Source organism: Streptomyces spectabilis, from assembly GCF_008704795.1.
GTDB classification, from domain to species: Bacteria; Actinomycetota; Actinomycetes; order Streptomycetales; family Streptomycetaceae; genus Streptomyces; species Streptomyces spectabilis.
This window is the reverse complement of the sequence record NZ_CP023690.1, coordinates 8,848,981-8,874,183: the sequence shown is the minus strand read 5'-3', so window position 1 is coordinate 8,874,183 and position 25,203 is coordinate 8,848,981. Positions and strand designations below refer to the sequence as shown.

The window sequence follows — 25,203 nt, the reverse complement described above, 5'->3', positions numbered from 1 at the left end:
AGACCCCTGGAGGTGGCTCGATGGCTTCGTTCACGTGCGCGGCGGCCGGTGCCGAACGGCCCACGCTGCGCCTGCGGCTGCTCGGCGGCTTTCTCCTCACCCGTGAGGGCACGGCGAGCGGCGACGACCGCGGCACCGACGGGGACCTCGCGTGCTGTTGCGGCTGGGGCGGCGAACCGGTGGAGGTGCCCACCAGCGGGCAGCAGGTCCTCGCGCGGCTCGCCCTGTGCGGCACGGCCACGCGCTCCACGCTCGCGGGCATGCTGTGGCCGGACGCCACCGAGGCGCGGGCCCGCGCCAGTCTGCGCACCGCCATGTGGCGTCTGAACGGCGCGGGTTCGGCCCTCTCGGACGCGCGCGGCGGCGCCCTCGCGCTCAGCCGCAAGGTGCGCGTCGACATCCAGGACTTCACCGCGACCGCGCGCCAGGTCCTCGCGGGGGCGCCGGTGCGGCCGCGCTCGGCGTACGAAGTGCTGCTCTGCGGCGGCGAGTTGCTGCCCGGCTGGCAGCAGGACTGGGTGGCCTTCGAGCGGGAGCGCCTGCACCAGCTGCGGCTGCACGCCTTGGAGGCGCTGTCGGAGCGGCTCGTGGCGATGCGCGCCTACGGCCCGGCCCTGGAAGCGGCCCTGGAGAGCACCCGCATCGACCCGCTGCGGGAGAGCGCCCATCGCGCGGTGGTCTCCGTGCACCTCGCGGAGCACAATCTGACCGAGGCGGTACGGCAGTACGAGACGTTCCGCGGACTGCTGCGCGGCGAACTCGGCGTCGAGCCGTCCGGGATGTTCGCGGAAATGCTGCGGCACGCGATGGTGTGAGGCGGCGGTGTGACGCCGCGGTGACGCCCGCACGTCACGATGGACCTGCCTCGTCCAGGATGCGGGGAGAAGGGGGAACTCCCCTGGTTGAGCGAAGCGCCGGCCGACCGGCCGCCACCTCGGTGGCGCGCTCACGCCCTGGACGGGGCTTTCCCGCGCCCGTGGCCGCCGGGAGCCGGACATGTGGAGGGGCTGAACCACCCCCCGCGTGGCTCAGCCCCCGCTCCCTGCGAACCCGCCGCACCGGCGGGCACGTCCCTCACCCGGCCCCGGTCCCCCGCAGCCCCTCGATCGCCCGCTCCACCGGCCGGTGCGGCAGACCCGTCCTGCGGCACAGCTCGTCCCGCGGCACGTCGTGCAGGACGTCCGCCACGGCCCGGCCCTCCAGGTCCGCGATCTCCTGGACGTAGGCCTGGACGCGGCCGACCACGTCGGACGCCAGCGGGCGGGCGCCGGCCGTGCCGCGCGGCACGGGGCCGCCGCGCGACCCGAGGGTGCCCGGCCAGCGCTCCTGTTCCAGCCACGTCGTCCACACGCCGCGCCCCACCAGGCGCTCGGCGGCGTCCTCCGCCGGGGAGCCGTCCTCGATCACTCCGGGGTCGGCCGCGTCCGCCTCGATGAGCAGTCGGCAGGAGGCGGCCAGCATGGGCGGCGACGCGACCCGCGCGGGCGGCCCGTCGGTCAGGGTGCACAGCGCGGCGACGTCCGGGTGGCCCGGCAGATGCGGGGCGAGCCGCCGCACGACCTCGTCCAGGCGCCGCAGATCGGGCTTGTGGTCGAGCAGCATCGCGTGCGCGCCGACGACACCGAGGAACGGATCCACGCGCTGCGAGTCCAGCATCGGGAACAACTGCTGGTCCGAGATGAGGTCGATGCCCTGGCGCAGTCCGGAGAGCGCCGCCTCGCGGGCGAGGCCCAGCTCCTCGTCGACGGGGCTCCAGCCGGTGCCGAGCGGCGCCATCTCCACGGTGGCGTGCTGCGGCTGGGCGCCGCGCGGGCCGTTGCTGACGAACACGAGAGTGGTCCAGCCCTCGGACACCCACAGCGCCTGGGCCAGCGGAAGCCCCTCGCCGGACGGCTTGCGCAGCCGGAGCCGGTAGCCGCCGGGGGCCAGCGGGCCGCTCCACGCCGACCAGCCCTGCTGCTCGTCGACGCGCCAGCCGACCTCGCCGCCGTCCACGGCCGCGCCGCTCTCCGCGGTGAGCTGCAGGGCGTACGGGTCGAGCCGCGAGGCGCGGCGCAGATTGCGGAGCAGCACCATCAAGCTGGGCGCGCCCGTCCGGTGCGTGGACTCCCGGCTCCAGCGGAGCGCGGCGGCCCGGTGCTCGTCGTGGGTGGTGGCGGTCCGCCGGACGGGCACCGGGGCCGGGACCCGGGGCAGCGGCAGGCGCTCCGTGAACGCCTCGCCGCCGACCTCGACGAACCGGGTGGCGACGGCGCCCGCGAAGCGCTGCTCGATGCGGTAGATGCCGGGCGTCACGGTCGTCTCGATGGTGCCCATGCCGTGCGCGACCTCGTGCAGCGCCTCGTCGGTGACGGTGACCAGGACGGACGGCGTGTCGGGGATGACGACGAACGGCACCTCGGGGCGCGGCGTGCCGGAAGCCGGGTCAGAACTGGACACCGTGGCCACCTCCGCTGACGACCTCGAAGAATCCGCCGTCCCTGAAGTCCGGCGCGGCCGGGCTCTCCGGCACGACCTTGTACAGGCCGGGCACGAGCGGCTCGACGTGGTCGGCCCCGCCGGCCCCCGCGGCCCCGTCGACGTACAGCCTGCGCGGCTCGCTCATGTCGCGCCCGCGCAGCTCCACCCAGCCGCGGAAGCCCGCGGGGAAGCGCAGCGTCACCGGGTAGGAGCCGATGCCCTGGAGGCCTTCCGCGAAGACGATGGGCGTGCTGGTCTCGCGCAGGAACCGGGCCTCCTGCGGGACGAGTTGCTGGGAGGTGCGGTCCCGCACGTGGCGGCGCACGTAGTCGATGAGGCTGTCGGAGGTGACCTTGCCCTCGGACGTGACGGTGCCGCCGCCCGCCCCGCGCAGGCCCTCGATCAGCGCGCTGGTGAAGTGCCCGCGGGACCGGTTCGGGTCGGGCGCCTGCTGTTCGTAGGCCGGGTCGCCGAGCGACGTCGCGTACCCGGCGAGGCACTCGACCTTGTCGGGCGCCTCGATGGTGTCCGTGAACGGCGGGCCGAAGGCGGCGACGCCGCCGAAGCGGGTGCGGCAGCAGTCGGCGAAGAAGACGATCTCGTGGAACGGCGACGCCGACTCGTACCAGGACAGGTAGGGACGCACGGCGATGTGGTTGCCGAGCAGATCGATCGCCGCGTTGGCCATGAGCAGCGCGGCGTCGCCGCCGAACGGTGCGATGCCGTGGCCCGCGAGGAAGAGGTACAGGCGCGTGTCGGCCCAGTTGCCGCCCTCGTCGACGGCTCTGCGGACCGCTCGGTGGGCCAGGTACAGGGCCCGGTTGACGTTCTCGCGGGTCGGCACCGCGGTCATCACGTCGGCCTCGCGCTCGTCGCGCTCGGTGGCCGTGACCAGGGCGATGTTGGTCGCCGGTACGTTGCCGCCGGTCGGGTCCACCAGCCAGTCGCGGAACCGGCCCGCGTCGCCGCGGGCGCCGCGCAGGTCGCTGATCGCCGGATAGCGGTTGATGCCGACGACCACCGCGTAGTGCAGGTCGTTCATCGAGTTTTCCCCCTGATGGAGCTGTCCCCCCGGCCGCGCGGCCGTCAGTCTGCGAGCATCCGGGCCAGGCTGGCCAGGACCTCCGGGTCGTCGTCGAATCCGGCGTGGCTGCGGGCGCCGGAGGTGAGGCCCGGGCCGCCGTCCACCGGCGACCACACGGTGCGGGTGGCGTCCGCGCGCAGGAAGGCCCGCAGGTCCCGCGCGTCCGCGCCGCCGGTGTCGTCCTCGGCCGTGAACCAGCGCTGCATGCCCGCGAGGGGCGACACCGCGGTCTCCCCCTCCGGGCCGCGCTCCAGGACGCCGGAGACGAAGTAGAGCAGGGAGCGCGGGTACAGGAAGGGCACCAGCTGGTCGGCGCGTTCGGCCGCGTCGGTCATGGTGAACATCCGCAGCCTGTCGAAGAGTTCGGTCTGGCGGCGCACCATCCCCGCCAGGTGGCCGACGGTGCAGGCGGGCGCGAGGAGGACGACGTCCTGGACGCGGAAGTCCTCGGGCAGCGGGTCGTCGGCGTCGGCCCGCCTGCGGGCCAGGTCCGTGAGGAGGTTGCCGATGAAGACGGCGCCCGCGCTGTGCCCGACCAGGGTCACCCGGGGCCTGCTCCCGGAGGCGAGCAACCGGCCGAAGCGGTCCAGGAAGTAGTGTCCGGCGCGGGGTTCGGCGGCGGCCGCGAAGGTGTCCGCGGTCTGCCGCTTCATCGCGTCCCAGACGGCCGCCCCGACGTTGGCGAGGTAGAACTCGCGGAGTATCTCCTCGACGACGGTCGGGTACAGGCCGTGGTCGGTGCGGTGGCGGAAGCGGGCGACGACGGCGGAGACGACGCGCACCGTCTTGCGCACCAGGAGCGCGGAGGTGACCACGGCCCGGCGGTTCTCCGCGTCGGCGGTCTCCGCCGCGAGTTCGGCCACCGTGTCGGGGGACATGAGAGTGGCGACCGCCGCGCGCCCCCCGTCGATGTCGCGCGCGGCGGTCGTCGCGGGAGCCGAGCGCAGGACGGAGCCCACGATCTCCCGGTTGCGCTCGGCGAGTTCGGTGTCCGCCGCGAGGTCGGCGGTGATGCGCACCCGCTCGGCCTCGCTCATGGCGGGGACCTCGGCGGGTGGCGTGAGGCGCGCGTACGGCTCCTGCCCGGTGCGCAGCAGGGCCAGTTCACGGGCGACGGCCCGCGTCGACGGGGCGGTGAAGCCGCCGAGCGCGCGGCTGCCCGGCTGCGGGAAGACGACGCCGGAGGCGAAGCGCACGACCCGGTTCAGGAGGGTCTGGAAGACGCCCTCGCTGAGGATCTGCGGCAGATTGCCGCGCAGCACCTCAAGGAGCCCGCTGCTCCAGACGAAGAACACCGGCTCGGCGCCCGCGGCCTCGTAGACCGGGGCGAGCCGCTCGGCCGTCACGAAGCCGAGCGCGTCGTCGACGAGCCCGCCGTGGAAGTGCAGGACGACCCGCGGCCGGTCCTTCAGGCGCGCGACGAGCGCGTCGATGTCGTCGGTGGTGGTCGAGGCGAGCCGCCCGCTCGTCCCGCTGTGGACACAGTGCCTGCGGGCTTGGTGCATGGCGAGAACCTCCGGACCGCCCGGAGCTCACCGCAGCCGTCTGCGGCGCCCCTCAGCTCCTGGCAGCAGCCACCGTAGGCCGCCGAGCGGCGGCTCGGCATCGGGGACGGGCCCAGGGATTACCCCGGGGTGCGGCGTCCACGGGGGCGCCGCTGTCAGAACTCGGCCCGAGCGAAGGGCTTCTCGCCGTTCTGGGCCTGCTGGGCGCGCTCGGCGAGCATGCGGGTCAGGACGTTGAGGTCGCCCGGATCCAGCGAGGAGCTGCCGGCGCGGTGCACGACCCAGGTGACGACCGTGCCGACGCGCGCGCCCGCTTCCGCCTCCGAAGCGTTCACGATCTTCTTCCGGTATGCCATGCTCTCGTCTCCCACGGGCTCGATCGACATGGGTTCGTAGGCGCCCGTGTTGCGGTTCTGGTCCTCGCGCGCGGCCTTGAACCGCGCGGCGGCGTGCTCCGCCGTGTCGTAGGTCTCCACCGCGAAGTAGGCGCCGTCGGACGGCTCCATCTCGTGGCGCACCGTGCCGCTGAACAGCACCCCCGTGCAGGACGATCCGCAGTCGTCGTCGATGGCGCCCTTCTTGACGTCCGGCGGGTCCGTGATGACCCAGCCGCCGGGCAGGGTGCCGGAGTCCGGCAGGATCGCGTTGACGTCCGAGGCGTTCTTCAGCGCGGTGACCCGCTTGCCGTCAGAGCCCTGCGGCCCGCCTCCGTCATCGTCCGTGAGGCTCTGGAGCACGGTGCGGAAGCCGAGCACCAGCAGGACGGCGAGGACGACGCCGATGCCGGTGAGGGCAATGAGCACGCCCCGTGTGCGGGGCAGCTCGACGGGGCCGATGACGATGGTGCTGTGGTTGGCGCTGCCGCCGATGGTGATCTGCTGGTGAACGGTCGGCGGGGCGGCGGGCGGCGGCGGCACGTCCGGCTCCAGGGCGGCCTGGAGCCTGCGGGCGAGCTCCGGATCCTCTTCGAGCAGCGCGGTAAGGCGGGCGCGGACGTCGTCGGCCGCGCCCTCGGGCCTCGGTTCGGCGTCGAGACGGCGCAGCGCGCCGCGCCCCTCATCGGACCCTTCGAGGCGGCCCCGGACCAGCTCTCGGACTTCGTCCACCACCGCGGTTCCCGCACCGGAGGCGACCCCCGTCGTCATGGCGGTGACGGCCATGCTCGCCAGCTCTGCTAAGGACATGCGCACAGTTTGGCGCGTGCATGCAGAAACTGTCAGGGCTTCGGGCCCCCTCCGGCCCGCGCCGTTCCACGTCCGTCACTCCCTCGCTCCCTTACTCCATCCACTGCGCCTCGTAGGCCGCGTACGTCCCGTCGTGGGTGGCCAGGTGCACGAACTGGTCGACGTACTCCTTGAACTCCTCGTCCCCGCGCGGCAGCGCGTAGGCCTTCTCGGCGAAGGTGAAGGGCTTGTCCGGGTGGACCGAGCACAGTTCGGGGTGGAGCCTCGCCTGGTAGCGGGTCTCGCTCGCGTCCGTCATCATCACGTCCGCGCGTCCGTCGACGATCTCCTGGAAGATCGTGGTGTTGTCCGGGTGGACGGTGATCGTGGCCCGCTTGATGCGGTCGCGGGCGAACTGCTCGTTCGTGCCGCCGGGGTTGACGATCACCCGGGTGCCCGGCCGGTCGATCCGGTCCAGGGTGTCGTACGTGTCCTTGTCCGCGCAGCGCGTGATCGGGGTCTTGCCGTCCTCGCGGGTCGGCTCGCTGAAGTACGTCTTGCGGGCGCGCGGCAGGGTGATGGAGACGCCGCCGACGGCGATGTCGCAGCGGCGGTCGGCCACGTCGTCGACAATCTCCTTCCAGGTGGTGGCGGTGAACTTCGGCTTGGCGTCGAGGGACTTGGCCAGGTCCCGCGCCATGTCGATGTCGATGCCGCGGTAGCCGCCGTCGGCCTCGCGGTGCGTGAAGGGGCGGTAGTCGCCGGTGGTGCACACGCGAAGGACGCCCCGCTTCGGCACGGAGTCCAGGAGGCTGCCCTTGTCCCGGCCCTTGCCGTGCGCGGTGCCGTGGCCGCCGGGCGCGGCGGGCGCGGCCGCGGTCACGGCGAGCAGACAGACCAGGGCGGACAGGGTGGCGGCACGCTTCATGGCGGTCGGTTCCTCTCGTACGGGCGACGCTGGCCGGAACTCTCGCGGACAGGCTCTCAGGGGGTGAGCGGCGGCAGGTGGACCGCCGTCAGGTCCGGGCCCGCGCCGTTGTCGTACGCGTCCTCGTCGAAGGGGTAGAGGGGCCGCTCCACACGGTGGTGGCCGAGCCGCTCGAGGTCCTGGTCGACGCCGCCGGGCGTGAGCGCGAGGAGCCAGTCGGCGGCCATGTCGTACAGCTCCGGCTCCAGATAGCCGATCTTCACGACGACCAGGTCGTACGTCCTCGGGTCGATCCCGAGGCCGCCATCGGCCGGGCCGAGGAAGTCGGCGAGGGTGTGGAACGGCTTGCGGTGCGCGACGAGGATCAGGGTGAGCCCGCCGACGCGGACCGCCGCCATGTCGACGCCCCGGTCGTAGGCGCCGCCCTCGGCCCGGTCCTTCTGGTCGGTGGCGCGCTGCAACGCCTCGACGGTGCCGGTGAGTTCGTACGGTCCGCCGTGGCCCGCGTCGACCTTGCCGCCGACGGACAGCGTCACCTCGGCGCCGACGCCCGCCGCGAAGCACCGGGCGACGGCGGCGGGGTCGGTGATGCCGGGGTGCACGGCGGTGACGCGCCCCGAGCGGATCTCGTCGTTGGCCAGGAGCCGGGCCAGCATGTACGCGAGGTCGCCCGCGCCGCCCGCGGTGGGGTTGTCACCGGAGTCGCTGATGAGGAAGGGCCGCCTGGCCGAGGCCACCGCCTTCTCGATGCACTCGTCGGCGCTGCCGGTCGGCCCGACGAAGGCGAAGTCGCGCCGCGCCTCCCAGTAGCGGCGGGCGAGCCGCCCGGCCTCGGCCGCGGCCCGTCCGGCGTCGTCGCCGGTGACGACGACGGCGGCCCGGCAGCGCGGCTCGTCGGCCCAGGCGTAGCCGACCCACAGGGCCGCGTCGAGGATGCCGGGCAGCTTCTCGACGGCGGCGAGCGAGGCGTACAGGGACTTGGCGGGTTCCAGGCGCGTGCTCGTCTTCTCGCCCGGAAGGAGCACCGGCACCTGCACCCAGGCGCGGTGCGGCCGCCTGCCCTCGCGCAGACAGCGCACCAGGTTGCGGGCGGCGCGCTCGCGGGTCTCCCAGGCGTCCTCGTGCGGGGCGAGGCGGTGCGCGGTGAGCAGGTCGACGGGCTCGGCGAAGCGGCGCGAGACGTTGCCGTGCAGGTCCATGGCCGCGGAGATCATGGGGCGCCGCCGGCCGTCCGGGGTGCCCACGAAGTCCAGGGCCGCGCGCACCGCCTCGGTCAGGTCGGCCTCGGCGTCGGTGAGGCCGACGACGCTCATGGCGCCGTGGATGTCGTACACGAGCCCGTCGAGCGGGCCCGCCCCCCGGACGCGGGTGACGAGTTCGTCCTTGAGGGTCAGATACGACTCGGCCTCCACGGGACCGCCGGGCAGGGACGTGGCGTGCAGCAGCGGCACCCACTCGACGGGGCCGCCGAGGCAGGTGAGGTCGCTGTCCGCGCGGGTCCACGCGTAGCGGTCGAGGAGCTCCTGGCCCCGGGTCTGGCGGAAGTCTCCGGTGGTGGAGCGGTGCGGACAGAACGTGGAGGACTCGATGCCGATGCCGCCGATGCCGATGCGCAGCGGGCGGCCGGTGACGGGCTCGGTCCTTGTCATGGTCAGGCACTCTCTTCCTGGCGGAGGGCGGACTGCTCGCGCGGTGGTGCGCCCGGCTCCCGGGGCGGCGCGGCCAGGTGCTCGCGCAGGGCGGTGAGGCCCGCGCCGAGCAGGCCCGCGTCGGGCCCCGTCACCGTGGTGGTGATCTCCAGGTCTGCCGTGGCGAGCGGCAGACAGCGTTCGTACAGGACACCGCGCACGGCGGCGACCAGGGGCTCGGCGGTGGCGAGCACGCCGCCGAGCGCCACGGCCTGCGGGTTGAAGAAGTTCACGACGACGGACAGGACCGTGCCGATGTGGCGGCCCGCGGTGCGCACGAGGGTCGTGGCGCGGGGGTCGCCGTCGGCGACGAGCCGCAGGAGTTCGCCGGTGGACCCCACCTCGACGCCCTGCGCGGCGAGCTCGCGGATCAGCGCGGCGCCGCTGGCGACGGTCTCCAGACAGCCGATGTTGCCGCAGCTGCACGGGCGTTCGCCCGCCGCCTCGATGCGGACGTGGCTGATGTCCCCGGCCGCGCCGTTGGCGCCGTCGTGCGGGCGGCCCGCCGCGATGACGCCGCTGCCGATGCCGCGGCCCGCCTTGACCACGACGAGGTGGTCGAGTTCGGGCCGGGCCGCGCGGTGTTCGCCGACGGCCATCATCGTGGCGTCGTTCTCGACGGTCACGGGCATGCCGAGGCGGTCGGCGAGGGCGTCCCGCAGCGGGTAGCGGTGCCAGCCGGGCATCCGCGAGGGGCTGAGCACACAGCCCTCGCCGGGGCGGACGGGGCCGGGGAAGGCGACGCCGAGGGCGCGCACGGTGCGGCCCGCCGCGCGCTGCCGGGCGGCGAGTTCGGCCACGCGGTCGCACAGCCAGTCGACGACGGGTTCGGGCCCCGCCGTGATGTCGTGCGGCAGGTCCACCGGGTCCAGGACGCCGCCGCCGAGGTCGACGGCGCCGAGCCGGGCGTGGTGGCTGCCGAGGTCGGCGGCCAGCGCGACACCGCCCTGGGTGCGCACCCGAAGGAGCCGGGGGCGGCGTCCGCCCCGCGACGCCCCCTCGCCGGACTCGGTGAGCACGCCCGCGGCCACCAGCTCCTGCACGCGCAGCGAGACGGTGGACGGGGCGAGGCCCAGCTCCCGTACGAGATCGGCCCGCGACGTGGCCGCGCCCGACGACACCAGATGCACGATGTGCTGCGCCGATCCGGGCTCGCCGTGTGCGCCGCTTGCCATATCGCCCCCGTACGTTCGACGAGTTGTTTCGGATGCCGACCGAACACTAGGGCTCAACAAAGGAAGTTGACCAGTACTTCGAAGAAATGGCCACAGGGCCCCGACTTTTCGCAGTCTTTGCCGAACGAAGCTCTTGACTTGCTTTTCGCCTCAGGCCTAGCGTGCGGCCCTCCCACCGCTCACCCGTGCGGACCCGGTCCCGGCAGCTCCTGGAGGCTCCCGAACCATGCGTGCACTGAAGGCGGCCGCGGCCGCGGGCCTCGCGCTCGCGGCCCTCACCGGCTGCACCCGCGAAGGCGGCCGCGTCGACATGGGCCCGACCGGCGGCACCCCGGTCGAGGGCGGCACCGCCACCATGGCCCTGCCCCCGGCCGCGACACCCAACTGGATCTTCCCGATCGGCGCGCCCGGCTACGGCGCCTCGTACAACTACGGCATCCAGAGCCTGCTCTTCATGCCGGTGTACGACGCCGTGCAGGACCGGCGGAAGGGCGAGCTGACCACGCACGGCCCGAGCACCCTGGGCCTCGAGCCGACGTACAGCGAAGGCAACAGGACCGTCACCGTGCCGCTGCGCAAGGGCGTGAAGTGGTCCGACGGCACCCCGGTCACGGCCCGCGACCTGGAGTTCTGGTTCAACCTCGTCAAGGCCAACAAGGCCTCCTGGGGCAACTACTCGGTCGGCACCATGCCCGACAACGTCAAGCGCTTCGAGACGCTCGACGACCACACCGTGCGGCTGCGCCTGAGCCGCGCGTACAACCCGGACTGGTTCACCGCCAACCAGCTCACCCTGATGCGGGCGCTGCCCCAGCACGCCTGGAGCGCCACGTCCGACGGCGGCGAGGTCGGCGACTTCGACCGCACGAAGAAGGGCGCCAAGGCGGTCTTCGCCCGCCTCACCCGGCATGCCAAGAGCCTCGGCTCCTACGGCGGCGACCCGCTGTGGAAGACCGTCAACGGCCCCTGGAAGCTGGCCGGGTGGCGCGACAACGGCCAGGTCACCATCGTGCCGAACGAGAAGTTCACCGGCCCGCGGTCCCAGCGCCCGCACCTGGACAAGGTCGTCTTCAAACCCTTCACCACCGCCGACTCCGAGTACAACGTGCTGCGCTCCGGAGGCGTCGACTACGGCTACATCCCGCCGTCGGTGATGGCGCAGAAGGAGAAGTTCGAGGACAAGGGCTACCGCGTCGACCCCTGGGAGGGCTGGGCGGCCACGTACATCGTCTACAACTTCAACTCCACGCACGCGGGCCCGCTGCTGCGCCGGCTCTACATACGGCAGGCCATGCAGCACCTCGTCGACCAGAAGGCGATGAGCGAGGTCATCTGGCAGGGCAGCGCCACGCCGACGCTCGGCCCGGTGCCCGTCACGCCGAAGAGCCAGTACCTGTCGCCCGCCATGGAGCGCAACCAGTACCCGTTCTCCGTGGCCAGGGCCAAGGCGCTGCTCGAAGCCCACGGCTGGCGGACCGGCGACGGCACCGCGCGCTGCGAACGCCCCGGCACGGGCCCCGACGAGTGCGGCGCGGGCATCGCGAAGGACACCCCGCTGAAGCTGACGCTCCTGTCCCAGTCCGGCTCCACGGAGACCACGAACATGATGCAGGAGCTCAAGTCGTCCCTGTCCAAGGCGGGCATCGAGCTGACGGTACGTCAGCAGCCGCTCAACTCGGTCCTCGGCAACTCCGTGCCGTGCACGGCCAAGGACCCCGGCTGCGACTGGGACATGTCCTTCTTCGGCACGGCGGGCAGCTGGTACTACCCGCTCAACCCCAGCGGCGAGCAGCTCTTCTCCACCGGCGCCTCCGCCAACTTCGGCAACTACAGCGACAAGAGGGCCGACCGGATCATCCGGGCCGTGCAGTACGCGCCGGACATGAAGGCCGTGCACGCCTACGGCGAGTACCTCGCCGAGCAACTGCCGGTCATGTGGATGCCCAACCCCGCCTACCAGGTGTCGGTGATCCGCAACGACCTGCGGGGCGTCGGGCAGAACCCGACGGTCACGTTCGCGCCGCAGGACTGGTACTACGTCAAGAAGGCCCCGCGGGGCGAGAAGGGCGGGGCCAAGTGACCGCGTTCCTGCTCAAGCGCTTCCTCCAGGCGCTCGTCGTGCTCTTCCTGGTCTCGATCATCGTGTTCGCGCTGCTGCACCAGCTCCCCGGCGGCCCCGCACGCGCCATCCTCGGCCCCAAGGGCACGCCCCAGCAGATCCAGGACTTCAACCACCAGCAGGGCTACGACCGCTCCCTGCCCACGCAGTACGGCATGTACCTCAAGCGCCTGCTCACCGGCGACCTGGGCGACTCCTACAAGCTCAACTCGCCCGTCTTCGAGCTGCTCAAGCAGCGGCTGCCCAAGACACTGCTCCTGACGGTCCTGTCCACCGCGCTCGCGGTCGTCATCGCCGTGCCCCTTGGGCTGCTCCAGGCGGTGCGGCGCGGCAAGGCGTCCGACTACGCGCTCACCGGCCTGGCGTTCCTGCTGTACGCCACGCCGGTGTTCTTCCTCGGCCTCGTCATGATCATCGTGTTCGCGCAGGTCCTGCCGGTCCTCCCGGCCGAGGCGCCGCAGGGCGAGTCGATCGGCGATCTGCTCGGGGACTTCACGGGCCTGGTGCTCCCGGTGGTGACGATGGCGTTCGGCATCGTGGCGATGTTCAGCCGCTACATGCGCTCGGCCGTCCTCGACAACCTCACCGAGGACTACGTCCGCACGGCCATGGCCAAGGGGCAGTCGAGCCGCCGCGTGCTCGTCCGGCACGTCCTGCGCAACGCCCTGATCCCGCTGGCCACCCTCCTCGGCCTGTATCTGCCGACGCTGTTCAGCGGGGCTCTCGTCGTCGAGTCGATGTTCAACTACCCGGGCATGGGGCTGCTGTTCTGGAACGCCGCCCAGGGCTCGGACTTCCCCGTGCTGCTCGGCGTGACGCTCGTCGTCGGCATCGCCACCGTCGTCGGCTCCCTGCTCACCGACATCCTGTACGCCGTCCTCGACCCCCGGATTCGGAGCGTGGCATGACCACCACGACGGCCCCTGTCCCGGCTCCCGGGACCGCGCCGGGCCACGAGGAGGCCGCGCTCGCGACGCCCTCGCTCGCCCGCCGCACCCTGCGCGTGTTCACCGGCAACAAGCTCGCCCTCACCGGCGTGGTCGTCCTGGCGCTGCTCCTCGCCTTCAGCTACCTCGGCCCGCTCCTGTACGACACCGAGCAGGTCCACACCGACCTGTCGCAGGCCAACCTCTCCCCCGGCACCGACGGGCACCTGCTCGGCACCACCGACCTCGGCTACGACATGGTGGGCCGCCTCATGGTCGCCGGGCGGACCTCGCTGGAGATCGGCCTCGCCGCGGGGCTCCTCGCGACGCTCTTCGGGACCGTGTACGGAGCGGTGTCCGGCTACTTCGGCGGCTGGGTGGACGCCGCGATGATGCGGATCACCGACGCGGCGCTCGCCATCCCCGCGATGTTCCTGCTCGTCGTGGTCGCCGCGATCATCACGCCGAGCAAGGGCGTGCTCGTCCTCGTCATCGCGGCCGTCGCCTGGCTCTCCCCGGCCCGCCTCGTGCGCGGCGAGGCGCTGTCGCTGCGCGACCGGGAGTACGTCCAGGCCATGCGGATGATGGGCGGCGGTGGCGCGCGGGCGGTCTTCAAGCACATCGTGCCGAACGCGATCGGCACCGTCATCGTCAACTGCACCTTCCAGATCGCCGACGCCATCCTCTACGTCAGCTATCTGGCGTTCCTCGGCCTGAGCATCCCGCCGCCCTCGGCCGACTGGGGCTCGATGCTGTCCGCCGGGATCACGTACACGCAGAACGGCTACTGGTGGCTGATCTTCCCGCCGGGCATCGCGATCGTGCTGGTCGTCGCCGCGTTCAATTTCATCGGTGACGGGCTGCGGGACGCCTTCGAAGTACGGCTGCGGAAGTAGGGACTCGACGACATGGCTCACGCTCTGCCCCACGACACCTCCGCGCCGCGGTCCACGGACGGGCCGCTGCTGCGCATCGAGGACCTGCGCGTCGACATCGAGGCGCGCGACCGCACCGTGCACGCCCTCGACGGCGTCTCGCTCGACGTCTCGCCCGGCGAATCCCTGGGCATCGTCGGCGAGTCGGGCTGCGGCAAGACGATGACCGCGCTGAGCGTCCTCGGGCTGCTGCCGCCCGGCGGCCGGATCACCGGCGGCCGCGTCCTGTTCGCGGGCCACGACCTGGCCGCCGCGCCCGCGCCCGTGCTCCAGGACATCCGCGGGAACACCATCGGGATGATCTTCCAGGACCCGCTGACCTCGCTCAACCCCACCATGACGATCGGCGCGCAGATCGCCGAGCCGCTGCTCCTGCACCGCCCGGGCATCGGCCGCAAGGAGGCGTGGACACGCGCCGAGGAGATGCTGCGCCTGGTCGGCATGGGCCGGCCGTCCGAGCGCGTGAAGGCCTATCCGCACCAGCTGTCCGGCGGCATGCGCCAGCGCGTGGCGATCGCCATGGCCCTGGTGTGCGAGCCGAAGCTCCTGATCGCCGACGAGCCGACGACGGCGCTCGACGTGACGACGCAGGCCCAGATCCTGGAGCTGGTGGACGATCTGCGCCGGACGCTCGGCATGGCGATGATCCTCGTCACCCACGACCTGGGTGTCATCGCGAGCCGGGTGGACCGCGTCGCGGTGATGTACGCGGGCAAGGTCGCCGAAGAGTCCGACGTGCGGGGCCTGTTCGCCCGCCCCCGGCACCGCTACACCGAGGCGCTGTTCGCGGCCCTGCCCGAGCGGGCCGCCGACAGCGGCACGGAGCTGCACACCATCCCCGGCCTGCCGCCGAGCCTGACGACCCGCCTCACGGGCTGCCGCTTCGCCCCGCGCTGCGCCTTCGCGACGGACGCGTGCCACGAGCGCGAACCGGAGCCGGTGGACGACGAACTCCAGGGCCCGGAGCACCGGTTCGCCTGCTTCCACCCCGTGCCGCACGACGCCGAGGCGTCCGAGGACGAGCTGGTCACACCGCCTCCGGCCGTGGCCGCCGAGCCGGGCGGCGTCCTGCTGGAACTCGACGCGCTCACCAAGGAGTTCCCCCTCCCCGGCGGCGCGTTCGCCCGGCGCCGGGGCACGGTCAGCGCGGTCGGCGGCGTGTCCCTGACCCTGCGCAGAGGCGAGACGTACGGCATGGTCGGCGAGTCCGGGTGCGGCAAGACGACGCTCGGCCGGATCGTCGCGGGGCTTGAGGAGCCGACGGCCGGGGCGGTCCGCTTCGACGGCCGCGACCTCGCCGCCCTGTCCCGCGCGGAGCGGCGCGCGCACCGGCGCCGCGTCCAGCTGATGTTCCAGGACTCGACGGCCGCCATGGACCCGCGCATGCGCGTCGGCGAGATCCTGCGCGAACCGCTCGTCATCCAGCGCGTCGGCGGCCGCGCCGACCAGGAGAAGCTGGTGGGCGAGCTGCTCGACGCGGTCGGCCTGCCGCGCGGCGCCGTGCACCGCTACCCGCACGAGTTCTCCGGCGGCCAGCGCCAGCGCCTCGGCCTGGCCCGCGCGCTCACGCTCTCCCCCGACCTGGTCGTCGCCGACGAACCGGTCTCCGCCCTCGACGTCTCCGTGCAGGCGCAGATCCTCAACCTGATGCGGGACCTGCAGCGCGAGCGCGGCCTGACCTATCTGTTCATCTCCCACGACCTGGCGGTGATCCGGCACCTCGCCGACACCGTCGGCGTCATGTACCTGGGCAAGCTGGTGGAGTCGGGACCCGCGGCGCGCGTGTACGCCCACCCGCTGCACCCCTATACGCGCGGCCTGCTCGACACCGTGAACGTCCCCGACCCGAGCGCCGCCACCGCCGCCCGCTCCCCGCTGACCGGCGAGACCCCGTCGGCCGCCGCACCCCCGTCCGGCTGCCGCTTCCGCACCCGCTGCCCGCTCGCCCAGGACGTCTGCGCGACCGTGGAGCCACCGGTCACCACACCGAACGGCGCGGACCATCGGGTCGCCTGTCACTTCCCTCTTACCGCGCCTCGGCTAGCGTCGACGGTATGAACGAGGCAGCGAGTACGGGGGCGGGCGCGGGGGGCGGCGGTGCGACGGGCCTGGCGGCGGCCCTCGCGCGCGGGCCACTCGTGCTCGACGGAGGACTGTCCAACCAGCTGGCCGCCGCCGGGCACGACCTGTCCGACGACCTGTGGTCGGCGCGGCTGCTCGCCGAGCGCCCGGACGCGGTGCGGGCGGCGCACCGCGCGTACTACGAGGCGGGCGCGGACGTCGTCATCACCGCGAGCTACCAGGCCACCTTCGAGGGCTTCGCACGGCACGGCATCGACGCCGTCAGCACGGCCGAGCTGCTCCGGCTGAGCGTGACGCTGGCCCGCGAGGCCGCCGCCCTCAGCGGCGCGCCCCGCCCCCTGTGGGTCGCCGCGTCGGCGGGTCCGTACGGGGCGATGCTCGCCGACGGCTCGGAGTACCGCGGTGGCTACGGCCTGAGCGTGGCCGCCCTCGAGCGCTTCCACCGGCCCCGTCTGGAAGTGCTCTGCGACGCCGCGCCCGACGTCCTCGCCCTGGAGACGGTCCCGGACACCGACGAGGCCCGTGCGCTGCTCCGCGCGGTCCGCGGCCTCGGCGTGCCCGCCTGGCTCTCGTACAGCGTCTCCGGCACCCGCACGCGCGCGGGCCAGCCCCTGGCCGAGGCCTTCGCCCTGGCGGCGGACGTGGACGAGATCCTCGCCGTGGGCGTCAACTGCTGCGACCCGCGCGACGCGGACGCCGCCGTGTCCCTGGCCGCACGTGTCACCGGGAAGCCGGTGGTGGTCTACCCCAACTCCGGCGAGACCTGGAACGCCGCGACGCGCTCCTGGCAGGGCCCGTCCCGCTTCACCGCCGCGCAGGTGGCGACGTGGCGCGCGGCGGGGGCGCGGCTGATCGGAGGCTGCTGCCGAGTGGGCCCGCAGGCGATCGCGGAGGTCGCGGAGCGGCTGCGCGGGCCCGGCGCCTGAGGACCGGCGCGGAGCCCGGATCGGAACGGCGCGCCCCCCTGGGCGTGCGATGCGCGCCGGGGGCCCTTAAAACCGCTCTGACCAGCACGGACACGCCGTCCGGGGGTGATTGTCAGTGCCCGGGTGCAGACTGATCCGTACCTGAGACAACGACGTCCGGAAAGGTGCGTGGCATGGCTGACGTCCTGCTCACCATCGGCACCCGCAAAGGCCTCTTCATCGCCCGCCGCTCCGGCGGCGCGTGGCGGTTCGACGACGCCCCGTACTTCAACGCCCAGGCGATCTATTCGATCGCGATCGACACCCGCGCCCCCACGCCGCGTCTCCTGGTCGGCGGCGACAGCTCCCACTGGGGCCCGTCGGTGTTCCACTCCGACGACCTGGGCCGCACCTGGACCGAGCCGTCACGGCCCGCGGTGAGGTTTCCCCAGGACACCGGCGCCTCCCTGAAGCGGGTGTGGCAGCTCCACCCCGCCGCCGCGGAGCCGGACGTGGTGTACGCGGGCACGGAGCCCGCCGCCCTCTACCGCTCGGAGGACCGCGGCGAGAGCTTCTCCCTCGTCCGTCCGCTGTGGGAGCATCCGACGCGCTCGCAGTGGCAGCCGGGAGGCGGCGGCGAGGGCCTGCACACGATCCTGACGGACGCCCGCGACAAGGACGCGGTGACGGTCGCGGTGTCGGCGGCGGGCGTGTTCCGCACCCGGGACGGCGGCGCGACCTGGGCGCCGTCGAACGCGGGCGTGTCGGCCGTGTTCATGCCCGACCCGAACCCGGAGTTCGGCCAGTGCGTGCACAAGGTGACCAAGGACGCGGCCGACCCGGACCGGCTCTATCTCCAGAACCACTGGGGGGTGTACCGCAGCGACGACGGGGGCGCCCACTGGACCGACATCGGCGAGGGCCTGCCGTCGGACTTCGGCTTCGCGGCGGTCGCGCACCCGCACCGGGCCGACACCGCGTACGTCTTCCCGATCACCGCGGACGCGGACCGCGTCCCCGCGGGCCACCGCTGTCGCGTCTACCGCACCCAGGACGCGGGCAAGACCTGGGAGCCGCTCAGCGCGGGCCTGCCCCAGGGCGACCACTACGGCACGGTGCTGCGGGATGCCATGTGCACCGACGGCGCCGACCCGGCGGGCCTGTACTTCGGCAACCGCAACGGCGAGGTGTACGCGTCGGCGGACGACGGCGACACCTGGCAGGAACTCATCACGCACCTCCCGGACGTGCTGTGCGTCCGCGCTGCCGTACTCACGTGACGAGGGGCTCCCCAAGAGCACCGCTGCGCCCATACTGGCGGCATGCGCAAGTCGGCCGCGGCGATGGGCAGTTCGGTGTTCATGGCGCTCGCCCCGGGCACGGTGGCCGGGCTCGTGCCGTGGTGGCTCACGCGGTGGCAGGCCGGGCACTGGTGGCTGCCGGTGCGGGTGCTCGGCGGGGTCGCGCTCGCGGCCGGTGCGGCGGTGCTCGTCCACGCCTTCGTGCGGTTCGTGACCGAGGGCCTGGGCACCCCGGCGCCGGTGGCACCGACCGAGCACCTGGTCGTGGGCGGCCTGTACCGGCACGTGCGCAATCCGATGTACGTCGCCGTGGTGGCCGCCATCGCCGGGCAGGGGCTGCTCCTCGCCCGGCCGGTCCTGCTGGGCTACGCCCTGGTCGCGGGCGCGGTCATGGCCGCCTTCGCCAGGTGGTACGAGGAGCCCGCCCTGCTGCGCGCCCACGGCACGGCGTACGAGCGCTACCGCGGGGCCGTCCCCGGCTGGCTGCCGCGGCCGCGGCCCTGGCGGGGCTGACGGCCGGGCCGGGGCCGACGCGCGGGGCCCCGGCCGGGGGCGCGGACCATCGGGTGAACGGGCCCGCGTGTACGGCAGTAGAGTGACGCTCCGTGGCACCACGACCCTTGCATGAAATCGTCGAAGCCGGCTGGGCCAAGGCCCTGGAGCCGGTGGCCGAACAGATCGCCTCCATGGGCGACTTCCTGCGCGCGGAGATCGGCGCGGGACGTACCTATCTCCCCTCGGGGCCGAATGTGCTGCGCGCCTTCCAGCAGCCGTTCGACGAGGTGCGCGTCCTGATCGTCGGCCAGGACCCCTACCCCACCCCCGGACACGCGGTGGGCCTGTCGTTCTCGGTGGCGCCGGACGTCAGACCGCTGCCGGGCAGCCTGATCAACATCTATCGGGAGCTGAACGCCGACCTGGGTCTGCCCCAGCCGTCCAACGGCGATCTGACACCGTGGACCCAGCAGGGCGTGCTGCTGCTCAACAGGGCGCTCACGACGGCCCCGCGCAAGCCGGGTGCGCACCGCGGGAAGGGCTGGGAAGAGGTCACCGAGCAGGCCATCCGGGCCCTCGCGGCGCGCGGCCGCCCGCTGGTGTCGATCCTGTGGGGGCGCGACGCGCGCAATCTGCGGCCGCTGCTCGGCCAGTTGCCGTCGGTGGAGTCCTCGCACCCGTCGCCGATGTCGGCGGACCGCGGCTTTTTCGGCTCGCGCCCGTTCAGCCGGGCCAACGACCTGCTGGTGCGCCAGGGCGCGCAACCGGTGGACTGGCGGCTGCCGTGACGGCCGCCCCCGGCGCGGGGACGGGGGCGAGCGCCGTCCTCGGCGTGGACTCGGGCGGCTCCGGCCTGCGCGTGGCGCTCGGCGTCGCGGACGGGTCGCGCCGCCCGGCGCCGAGGAGTTCCGAGGAGCCGGTGCGGACGGGGCCGCGCGGGATCGACGCCGCGCACCTGCTTCAGCAACTGGAGCCGATGGCACGGGAGTTGCTGGCCGAGGCGCCCGACGGGACCCGGCTGACGGCCGTCGCGGTGGGCGCGGCCGGGATGGCGTCGCTCGGCGAGGACCTGCGCGACCGGCTGCCGTCGGCGCTCGCGGAGCTGTTCGGGGTGCGCCGGGTGGCGCTCGCCGCCGACGCGGTCACCGCGTACGCGGGCGCGCTCGGCCAGCGGCCCGGCGTGGTGGTCGCCGCGGGCACCGGCCTGATCGCGACGGGCACGGACCTGACGGCGTGGCGGCGCGCCGACGGCTGGGGCCATCTGCTCGGCGACTGCGGCGGCGGCGCGTGGATCGGGCGGGCGGGCCTGGAGGCGGCGCTCCGGTCCTTCGACGGGCGGCGCGGCGGCTCGGCCGCGCTGCGGGCGTGCGCCGAGGCCAGGTTCGGCGCACCCCTGTCCGGTCTCCCGGGGCTGCTGTATCCGCGGCCCGACCGGCCCGCGGTGCTCGCCTCGTTCGCCCCCGACGTGGGCCGGTGCGCGGCGGACGGCGACCCGGTGGCGGTCGGCGTCCTGCGGGCGGCGGCCGGGCACATCGCCGACGCGGCGGCCGCCGCGTGCCCGGCCTCCGGGGAGTGCGAAGTCGCCCTCACGGGTGGCCTGCTGAAGCTCGGTGACGTCCTCCTCGCCCCCTTGGAGGCGGAACTGACGGAGCGTCTTCCGCACGCCCGCCGCGTCCCCGCCGCGGGCGACCCGCTGGACGGCGCCGTCCGCATCGCCGCCGACCTCGCCGACGGCAGGTTCAAGCTGCCGCACGATCCTCACCTGTTGCACGTGACGACACGTGCGTGAGTGCGCGCGCAGGGCAACGCTCACGCGGCTGAGCACGTGACCGGTGAGCAGGTGTCGTGCGCGCGGCGACGGGTCTCGTTCCGGGCCCGGCGACCGCGTCCGCGCGACCCTGCGTGAGGCAACCGGAAGGGTGACGTCCGCACAATCCGACAAACCGGCACGACAAAGCGGACTAATGCCTCTGACCTGCACCCTCCCCGAACAGGGAAGCCCCACAAGCCAGTAGCATGCGGCGCCATGAGCTCCCCCACTGGGCCCGCATCCGGCCTGCCTGTACGAATGCCGCGCCCCCGCCAGCCGGGCCGGCACCGACGCCCGGAGCCCGTCGCGGCTCCCGAGGGCGCGCCCGCGCTCGTCCTCGCCGTACCCGGCGTCCCCAGCACCACCGCGCGCGGCCTCGCCGACGAGGCCGCCAGCATCGCGCGCTCCGAGCTGCCCGGCCTGGACGTGCGCATCGGCTATGTCGACGGGGAGGACACCGACTCCGCGGAGTTCCCCACGCTCCGGGCCGTACTCGCGCACACCGCGGCCCAGCGCGTCGCCCGCTACGAGCAGGCGCTGGCCGCGGGCGTCGAGGCCAAGGAGCCCGAGGGCCCCGACGCCGTGGTCGTACCGCTGCTCGCGGGCCCCGACGGCGCGCTGCTGCACCGGGTCCAGCAGGACCTGGTGGACAGCCGCGCCGCCGTCGAGCTGACCGACGTGCTCGGCCCGCACCCGCTGCTCGCGGAGGCGCTGCACGTGCGCCTGTCCGAGGCCGGTCTGGCCCGCGCCGACCGCGCCCGCCTGTTCACGGTGGCCACCGCGGCGGACGGCATCGTCCTCGCCGCGGTCGGCGGCGAGGAGGCCGTGCAGGCCGCCGGGATCACCGGCATGCTGCTCGCGGCGCGCCTCGCGGTGCCGGTGATGGCGGCGGCCCTGGACGTGGAGGGCTCCGTCGCTGCGACCGCCCAGCAGCTGCGCGGCTCGGGCTCGCACCAGCTCGCGCTCGCCCCCTACCTGATCGGCCCCGAGGTCGACGCGAGCCTGCTCGAAGCGGCGGCCAGGGACGCGGGCTGCGCCGTCGCCGAGCCGCTCGGCGCCTACCCGGCGATCGGCAAGCTGGCCCTGTCGAAGTACACGACGGCGCTGGGCATCGCCCCGCAGCCGTCGGGCGCGCCGGTGCGCTGACGCCCGGACGTCCCTCATGCCGATGGGCCCACCCCCTGTCCTGGGGGCGGGCCCATCGGCGTATGCGCGTATCCGGGAATGCGGCGGGACTCAGCCGAAGACCACGCAGGAGGCCGCGGGGACGGCCACGGCGCCCGCGCGGCGCGGCAGCCCGGTGTCCGGGTCGACGGCGAACCAGGTGACGTCGCCGGAGCGCTCGTTGGCCGCGTACAGGAAGCGTCCGGAGGGGTCGAGGGCCAGGTCGCGCGGCCAGTGGCCGTCGCACGGCACGGTGGCCGTGAGGCGCGCGGTGTCGCCCCGCGGGTCGAGGGCGAAGACGGACAGGACGTCCTCGCCGCGCGTGGCCGTCCACAGGAAGCGGCCGTCGGGCGCGACGACGATCGCGGAGGGGTAGGCGTCGCCGTCCGGCGCCCCGGCGAGGACCGGTGTCTCGGTCAGCGGCTTGAGGGTGCCGTCGGCGGCGTCCCAGGCGCAGACGGTGAGCGTGGGCGCCAGCTCGTTGAGGACGTACGCGTACCCGCCGCGCGGGTGGAAGGCCAGATGGCGGGGCCCGGAGCCGGGCCGGAGCGCGACCTCGTGGTGCAGGGAGAGCCGTCCGTCGGTGCCGAGGGCGCACACGCGCACGGAGTCGGTGCCGAGGTCGACGCTCACCACCCAGCGGCCGCTCGGGTCGGCGAGGACCTGGTGGGCGTGCGGGGCCTGCTGGCGCTGCGGGTGGGGGCCCGAGCCCTCGTGGCGCAGGACGTCCGCCGGGGCGGGGGCGAGGCTTCCGTCGGCGTTGACGGGGACGGCGGTGAGGCTGCCGGAGCCGTAGTTGGCGGCGATGACGTGGCCGTCGTGCAGCGTGAGGTGCGTGGGCGCGTCGCCCCGCACCGGCACGGGCCGGGCGAGCAGCTCGGGCCGGTCCCCGGCACGGAAGGCGGCGAGGGCGCCGTCGGAGGTCTCGCTCACCGCGTACAGGGTGTCCCCGCCGGGCGCGAGCGCGAGGTACGAGGGGTCGGCGACGGCGTCCGTGGCCGCGAGCACGGTCAGCGCCCCGCTGTCGGGGTCGAACGCCGCGCTGACGACGCCGGGCCCGCCCGCCGCCGTGAAGGACCCGACGTATGCCCGCCGTACCTGCCTGTCGCCCACTGCTCGCCCCTCTCTCCGCGCCGGTGCCGCACCTCGTGCTCACCGCGTCGCGTCCCCAAGCCGGCCCGCGCCGAACGGCGCGCGTGGGGCCGACGGTAGCAGGTGGTCTGGACCAATAGGGGGTGGATCGCACCCCGGCCGCCAGGAATCCTCTACCAGCCGGTAACCAAAAGTCCGCCTGCCCTCCACCCCTCACCGTGACCATGACACACGCGGCCACGGCGCCGCGTCGGAACCACTGGGTCGACGGCACGGAACCGTCGGCCGCCAGAGCACAACAGCAGAGGGGAAACCGGAATGGGACGGCACGGCGTGCGTCAGCGGATCAGTACGGCAGCGGTGGTCATAGCGGTGGGCCTGGGGGCGACGGCGACGTCCGTCTCCTCGGCGCACGCGGCGCCGGGCACCTCCGTCGGCGGCGCTCCCGTCGGCGCGGCGCAGGCCCGGGCGGCCGACGTCGACTACGCCACCTGGCAGCGCGACGTGCGCGCCGTCGTCGACCGGGCCCTGCCGTACGTGAAGCAGCGCACCGCGGGCGCGGCCGGGCAGAAGCTCGCGGTCGTCTTCGACGTGGACAACACCACCCTGGAGACGGACTTCCACCCCTGGTGGCAGCTGCCGACCCCGGCCGTGAAGCCCTCCCTCGAACTCGCCGACTACGCCGCGTCGCGCGGCGTCTCCGTGTTCTTCGTGACCGCGCGGCCCGGCATCATCAAGAGCGTCACCGAGGCGAACCTGAAGGCCCGGGGCTACCCCGTCAACGGCCTCTACGTGCGCGCGCTTCCCGACCTCTTCGACGAGGTCAGCGCCTACAAGACGCGCAGCCGCGCCGGCCTCGAGGCCAAGGGCTACACGATCATCGCGAACGTCGGCAACCGCCCGTCCGACCTCGTGGGCGGCCACGCGGAGCGCACCTTCAAGCTCCCCGACTACGACGGCCAGCTCTCCTGACGTCCCCACCGCGACACGCCCCTGTGCCCCCTGCCCCCGACCCGAAGGAACCCGAGGAGCCTCTCGTGGAGACCTCCCGCAGAACCCGCGCCGCGTCCGCGTCCCTCGCCCTCACCCTCGCCGCCCTCACCGCGCTGACCGCCGCCCCCACCGCGGGGGCCGCCACGGCGCTGCCCGGGGTCACACCCCGCGCCGAGACCCCCGTGCTGTACGACGACGAGGCGGGCGGCAACGCCGACGCCGACGACCCGGCCATCTGGCGCGATCCGGCCGCCCCGGAGCGCAGCCTCGTGATCGCCACCGCGAAGGAGGGCGGTCTGCGGGTCTACGACCTGGACGCCCGCGAGGTGCAGTCGGTCCCCGCGCCCGCGTCGCCGGGCCCCGGCGACGCGCCGGGCCGCTTCAACAACGTCGACCTGGTGCACGGGATCGGCCTCGGCTCGGGCCGCGCCGACGTCGCGGTGACCAGCGACCGCGGCACCGACCGGCTGCGGATCTACCGCGTCGACCGCGACCGCCCCGGCGGTCCCCTCACCGACGTCACCGACCCGGCCGCGCCCCGGGTGTTCTCCGCCTCCCAGGACGAGGTCAACGAGCAGCGCACCGCCTACGGCCTCGCGACCTGGAAGGACCGTGCGACGGGCCGCTCGTACGCCGTGGTCAGCCGGCGCGAGCGCACCGCCCTCGCGCTGCTCGAACTGACCGCGGGGCCGGGGGGCACGGTGGGCTACCGCAAGGTCCGCACCCTCGACCTGCCCGCCGCCTTCCGCCTGCCCGACGGCACGTCCTGGTCCCCCTGCGCGGAGCCGGGCGAAGGACCGCAGGTCGAGGGCATGGTGGTGGACCCCGCGAGCGGCACGCTCTTCGCGGGCCAGGAGGACGTCGGCATCTGGCGGCTGCGCGCCGACCTGACCGGCACGCCCCGGCTCCAGGAGAAGGTGCGCGAGTACGGCGTACCGGGCACGTACGACGAGCAGACCGAGGAGTGCGTGCCGGGCGCCGACCCCGGCTACGGCGGCACGCGTCTGTCGGCGGACGTCGAAGGCCTCACGCTGCTCACCGAGCGGGACGGCGACGGCCATCTGCTGGCCTCCAGCCAGGGCGACGACACCTTCGCCGCCTTCGACCGCGAGGCGTCCGACGGCCACGAGTACGAGGGCGGCTTCCGGGTGACGGCCGCGCCGGGCGGCCCCGACGGCTCCGAGGAGTGCGACGGGGCGGCCGTGCTCAACGCGCCGCTGGGCCGCAAGTACCCGCACGGCCTGCTGGTCGTCCAGGACGGCCACGCCACGCCGGAGGACGGCGAGCGCGGCGCCACCGGCTTCAAGTTCGTCGACCTCAGGGACGTCCTGGACGCGCTCGACCCCTGACGGCGTGCCCGGCTCCCGTGCCGGGCGGG

Annotated in this window: 21 protein-coding genes; 13 read left to right on the top strand and 8 right to left on the bottom strand. The window is 74.0% G+C overall.

Going from position 1 to position 25,203, the window contains the following annotated elements:
- Positions 1 to 20 precede the first annotated feature (20 nt).
- On the top strand, positions 21 to 815 hold the full coding sequence (locus CP982_RS37615; protein ID WP_150514577.1) for an AfsR/SARP family transcriptional regulator: 795 nt from the start codon (positions 21 to 23) through the stop codon (positions 813 to 815).
- A gap of 259 nt (positions 816 to 1,074) precedes the next feature.
- Here the strand turns inward: CP982_RS37615 and CP982_RS37610 are convergent, their stop codons facing one another.
- From CP982_RS37610 to CP982_RS37580, 7 genes are all read right to left on the bottom strand, one after another.
- A complete protein-coding gene (locus tag CP982_RS37610) occupies positions 1,075 to 2,439 on the bottom strand; it encodes a hypothetical protein (protein ID WP_150514576.1) in 1,365 nt (454 codons plus the stop codon).
- The gene (locus tag CP982_RS37605; protein ID WP_150514575.1) at positions 2,426 to 3,502 is read right to left on the bottom strand and encodes a caspase family protein; all 1,077 of its coding nucleotides are present in this window, start codon (positions 3,500 to 3,502) and stop codon (positions 2,426 to 2,428) included. The genes CP982_RS37610 and CP982_RS37605 overlap by 14 nt, the downstream gene beginning before the upstream one ends.
- Before the next feature lie 44 nt (positions 3,503 to 3,546).
- Positions 3,547 to 5,049, bottom strand: coding sequence for a hypothetical protein (locus CP982_RS37600; RefSeq protein WP_150514574.1), 1,503 nt, complete (start codon positions 5,047 to 5,049; stop codon positions 3,547 to 3,549).
- 155 nt (positions 5,050 to 5,204) lie between these two features.
- Positions 5,205 to 6,233, bottom strand: coding sequence for a hypothetical protein (locus tag CP982_RS37595; protein ID WP_150514573.1), 1,029 nt, complete (start codon positions 6,231 to 6,233; stop codon positions 5,205 to 5,207).
- Between the two features lie 91 nt (positions 6,234 to 6,324).
- Complete coding sequence (locus CP982_RS37590) at positions 6,325 to 7,140, bottom strand: transporter substrate-binding domain-containing protein (RefSeq protein WP_150514572.1); 816 nt, start codon at positions 7,138 to 7,140, stop codon at positions 6,325 to 6,327.
- A gap of 56 nt (positions 7,141 to 7,196) precedes the next feature.
- Positions 7,197 to 8,789 carry a M81 family metallopeptidase gene (locus CP982_RS37585; RefSeq protein ID WP_150514571.1) on the bottom strand — a complete coding sequence of 531 codons (1,593 nt, stop codon included), beginning with the start codon at positions 8,787 to 8,789 and terminating at the stop codon, positions 7,197 to 7,199.
- Positions 8,790 to 8,791: 2 nt separating this feature from the next.
- A complete protein-coding gene (locus CP982_RS37580) occupies positions 8,792 to 10,003 on the bottom strand; it encodes an ROK family transcriptional regulator (RefSeq protein ID WP_150514570.1) in 1,212 nt (403 codons plus the stop codon).
- Between the two features lie 226 nt (positions 10,004 to 10,229).
- On the opposite strand from CP982_RS37580, the gene CP982_RS37575 reads away from it, so the two are divergent.
- From CP982_RS37575 to CP982_RS37530, 10 genes are all read left to right on the top strand, one after another.
- On the top strand, positions 10,230 to 12,083 hold the full coding sequence (locus CP982_RS37575; protein WP_150514569.1) for a peptide ABC transporter substrate-binding protein: 1,854 nt from the start codon (positions 10,230 to 10,232) through the stop codon (positions 12,081 to 12,083).
- Complete coding sequence (locus tag CP982_RS37570; protein ID WP_150514568.1) at positions 12,080 to 13,030, top strand: ABC transporter permease; 951 nt, start codon at positions 12,080 to 12,082, stop codon at positions 13,028 to 13,030. The genes CP982_RS37575 and CP982_RS37570 overlap by 4 nt, the downstream gene beginning before the upstream one ends.
- Positions 13,027 to 13,944, top strand: a complete 918-nt coding sequence (locus tag CP982_RS37565) for an ABC transporter permease (RefSeq protein ID WP_150514567.1) — start codon at positions 13,027 to 13,029, stop codon at positions 13,942 to 13,944. The genes CP982_RS37570 and CP982_RS37565 overlap by 4 nt, the downstream gene beginning before the upstream one ends.
- Before the next feature lie 12 nt (positions 13,945 to 13,956).
- Positions 13,957 to 16,041 (top strand): ABC transporter ATP-binding protein, encoded by a 2,085-nt coding sequence (locus CP982_RS37560; protein WP_150514566.1) that lies wholly within the window; start codon positions 13,957 to 13,959, stop codon positions 16,039 to 16,041.
- Entirely contained in the window at positions 16,038 to 16,991 is a 954-nt protein-coding gene (gene mmuM / locus CP982_RS37555) for a homocysteine S-methyltransferase (protein ID WP_150514565.1), read from the top strand. Before CP982_RS37560 ends, mmuM begins: the two co-directional genes overlap by 4 nt.
- Before the next feature lie 173 nt (positions 16,992 to 17,164).
- A complete protein-coding gene (locus CP982_RS37550; protein ID WP_150514564.1) occupies positions 17,165 to 18,250 on the top strand; it encodes a WD40/YVTN/BNR-like repeat-containing protein in 1,086 nt (361 codons plus the stop codon).
- A gap of 42 nt (positions 18,251 to 18,292) precedes the next feature.
- Complete coding sequence (locus CP982_RS37545) at positions 18,293 to 18,784, top strand: methyltransferase family protein (RefSeq protein WP_150514563.1); 492 nt, start codon at positions 18,293 to 18,295, stop codon at positions 18,782 to 18,784.
- A gap of 92 nt (positions 18,785 to 18,876) precedes the next feature.
- Positions 18,877 to 19,554: a uracil-DNA glycosylase gene (locus tag CP982_RS37540; RefSeq protein WP_150514562.1), complete on the top strand. Its 678-nt coding sequence runs from the start codon at positions 18,877 to 18,879 to the stop codon at positions 19,552 to 19,554.
- On the top strand, positions 19,551 to 20,555 hold the full coding sequence (locus CP982_RS37535) for an N-acetylglucosamine kinase (RefSeq protein ID WP_150514561.1): 1,005 nt from the start codon (positions 19,551 to 19,553) through the stop codon (positions 20,553 to 20,555). The genes CP982_RS37540 and CP982_RS37535 overlap by 4 nt, the downstream gene beginning before the upstream one ends.
- A gap of 237 nt (positions 20,556 to 20,792) precedes the next feature.
- Positions 20,793 to 21,722, top strand: coding sequence for a sirohydrochlorin chelatase (locus CP982_RS37530; RefSeq protein WP_150514560.1), 930 nt, complete (start codon positions 20,793 to 20,795; stop codon positions 21,720 to 21,722).
- 90 nt (positions 21,723 to 21,812) lie between these two features.
- On the opposite strand, the gene CP982_RS37525 is transcribed toward CP982_RS37530, so the two are convergent.
- A complete protein-coding gene (locus CP982_RS37525) occupies positions 21,813 to 22,853 on the bottom strand; it encodes a lactonase family protein (RefSeq protein WP_150514559.1) in 1,041 nt (346 codons plus the stop codon).
- Between the two features lie 297 nt (positions 22,854 to 23,150).
- Here CP982_RS37525 and CP982_RS37520 point away from each other — a divergent pair, with 297 nt between their 5' ends.
- Positions 23,151 to 23,804, top strand: a complete 654-nt coding sequence (locus CP982_RS37520; protein WP_150514558.1) for an HAD family acid phosphatase — start codon at positions 23,151 to 23,153, stop codon at positions 23,802 to 23,804.
- A gap of 65 nt (positions 23,805 to 23,869) precedes the next feature.
- Positions 23,870 to 25,174 carry a phytase gene (locus tag CP982_RS37515; protein ID WP_150514557.1) on the top strand — a complete coding sequence of 435 codons (1,305 nt, stop codon included), beginning with the start codon at positions 23,870 to 23,872 and terminating at the stop codon, positions 25,172 to 25,174.
- Positions 25,175 to 25,203 lie beyond the last annotated feature (29 nt).

Excerpts from the sequence above, each read along its gene's own strand:
- CP982_RS37615 (WP_150514577.1), top strand. The coding sequence starts at position 21 with ATGGCTTCGTTCACGTGCGCGGCGGCCGGTGCCGAACGGCCCACGCTG.
- CP982_RS37605 (WP_150514575.1), bottom strand. The coding sequence starts at position 3,502 with ATGAACGACCTGCACTACGCGGTGGTCGTCGGCATCAACCGCTATCCG.
- CP982_RS37600 (WP_150514574.1), bottom strand. The coding sequence starts at position 5,049 with ATGCACCAAGCCCGCAGGCACTGTGTCCACAGCGGGACGAGCGGGCGG.
- CP982_RS37595 (WP_150514573.1), bottom strand. The coding sequence starts at position 6,233 with ATGTCCTTAGCAGAGCTGGCGAGCATGGCCGTCACCGCCATGACGACG.
- CP982_RS37590 (WP_150514572.1), bottom strand. The coding sequence starts at position 7,140 with ATGAAGCGTGCCGCCACCCTGTCCGCCCTGGTCTGTCTGCTCGCCGTG.
- CP982_RS37585 (WP_150514571.1), bottom strand. The coding sequence starts at position 8,789 with ATGACAAGGACCGAGCCCGTCACCGGCCGCCCGCTGCGCATCGGCATC.
- CP982_RS37580 (WP_150514570.1), bottom strand. The coding sequence starts at position 10,003 with ATGGCAAGCGGCGCACACGGCGAGCCCGGATCGGCGCAGCACATCGTG.
- CP982_RS37575 (WP_150514569.1), top strand. The coding sequence starts at position 10,230 with ATGCGTGCACTGAAGGCGGCCGCGGCCGCGGGCCTCGCGCTCGCGGCC.
- CP982_RS37565 (WP_150514567.1), top strand. The coding sequence starts at position 13,027 with ATGACCACCACGACGGCCCCTGTCCCGGCTCCCGGGACCGCGCCGGGC.
- CP982_RS37560 (WP_150514566.1), top strand. The coding sequence starts at position 13,957 with ATGGCTCACGCTCTGCCCCACGACACCTCCGCGCCGCGGTCCACGGAC.
- mmuM (WP_150514565.1), top strand. The coding sequence starts at position 16,038 with ATGAACGAGGCAGCGAGTACGGGGGCGGGCGCGGGGGGCGGCGGTGCG.
- CP982_RS37550 (WP_150514564.1), top strand. The coding sequence starts at position 17,165 with ATGGCTGACGTCCTGCTCACCATCGGCACCCGCAAAGGCCTCTTCATC.
- CP982_RS37545 (WP_150514563.1), top strand. The coding sequence starts at position 18,293 with ATGCGCAAGTCGGCCGCGGCGATGGGCAGTTCGGTGTTCATGGCGCTC.
- CP982_RS37530 (WP_150514560.1), top strand. The coding sequence starts at position 20,793 with ATGAGCTCCCCCACTGGGCCCGCATCCGGCCTGCCTGTACGAATGCCG.
- CP982_RS37520 (WP_150514558.1), top strand. The coding sequence starts at position 23,151 with ATGGGACGGCACGGCGTGCGTCAGCGGATCAGTACGGCAGCGGTGGTC.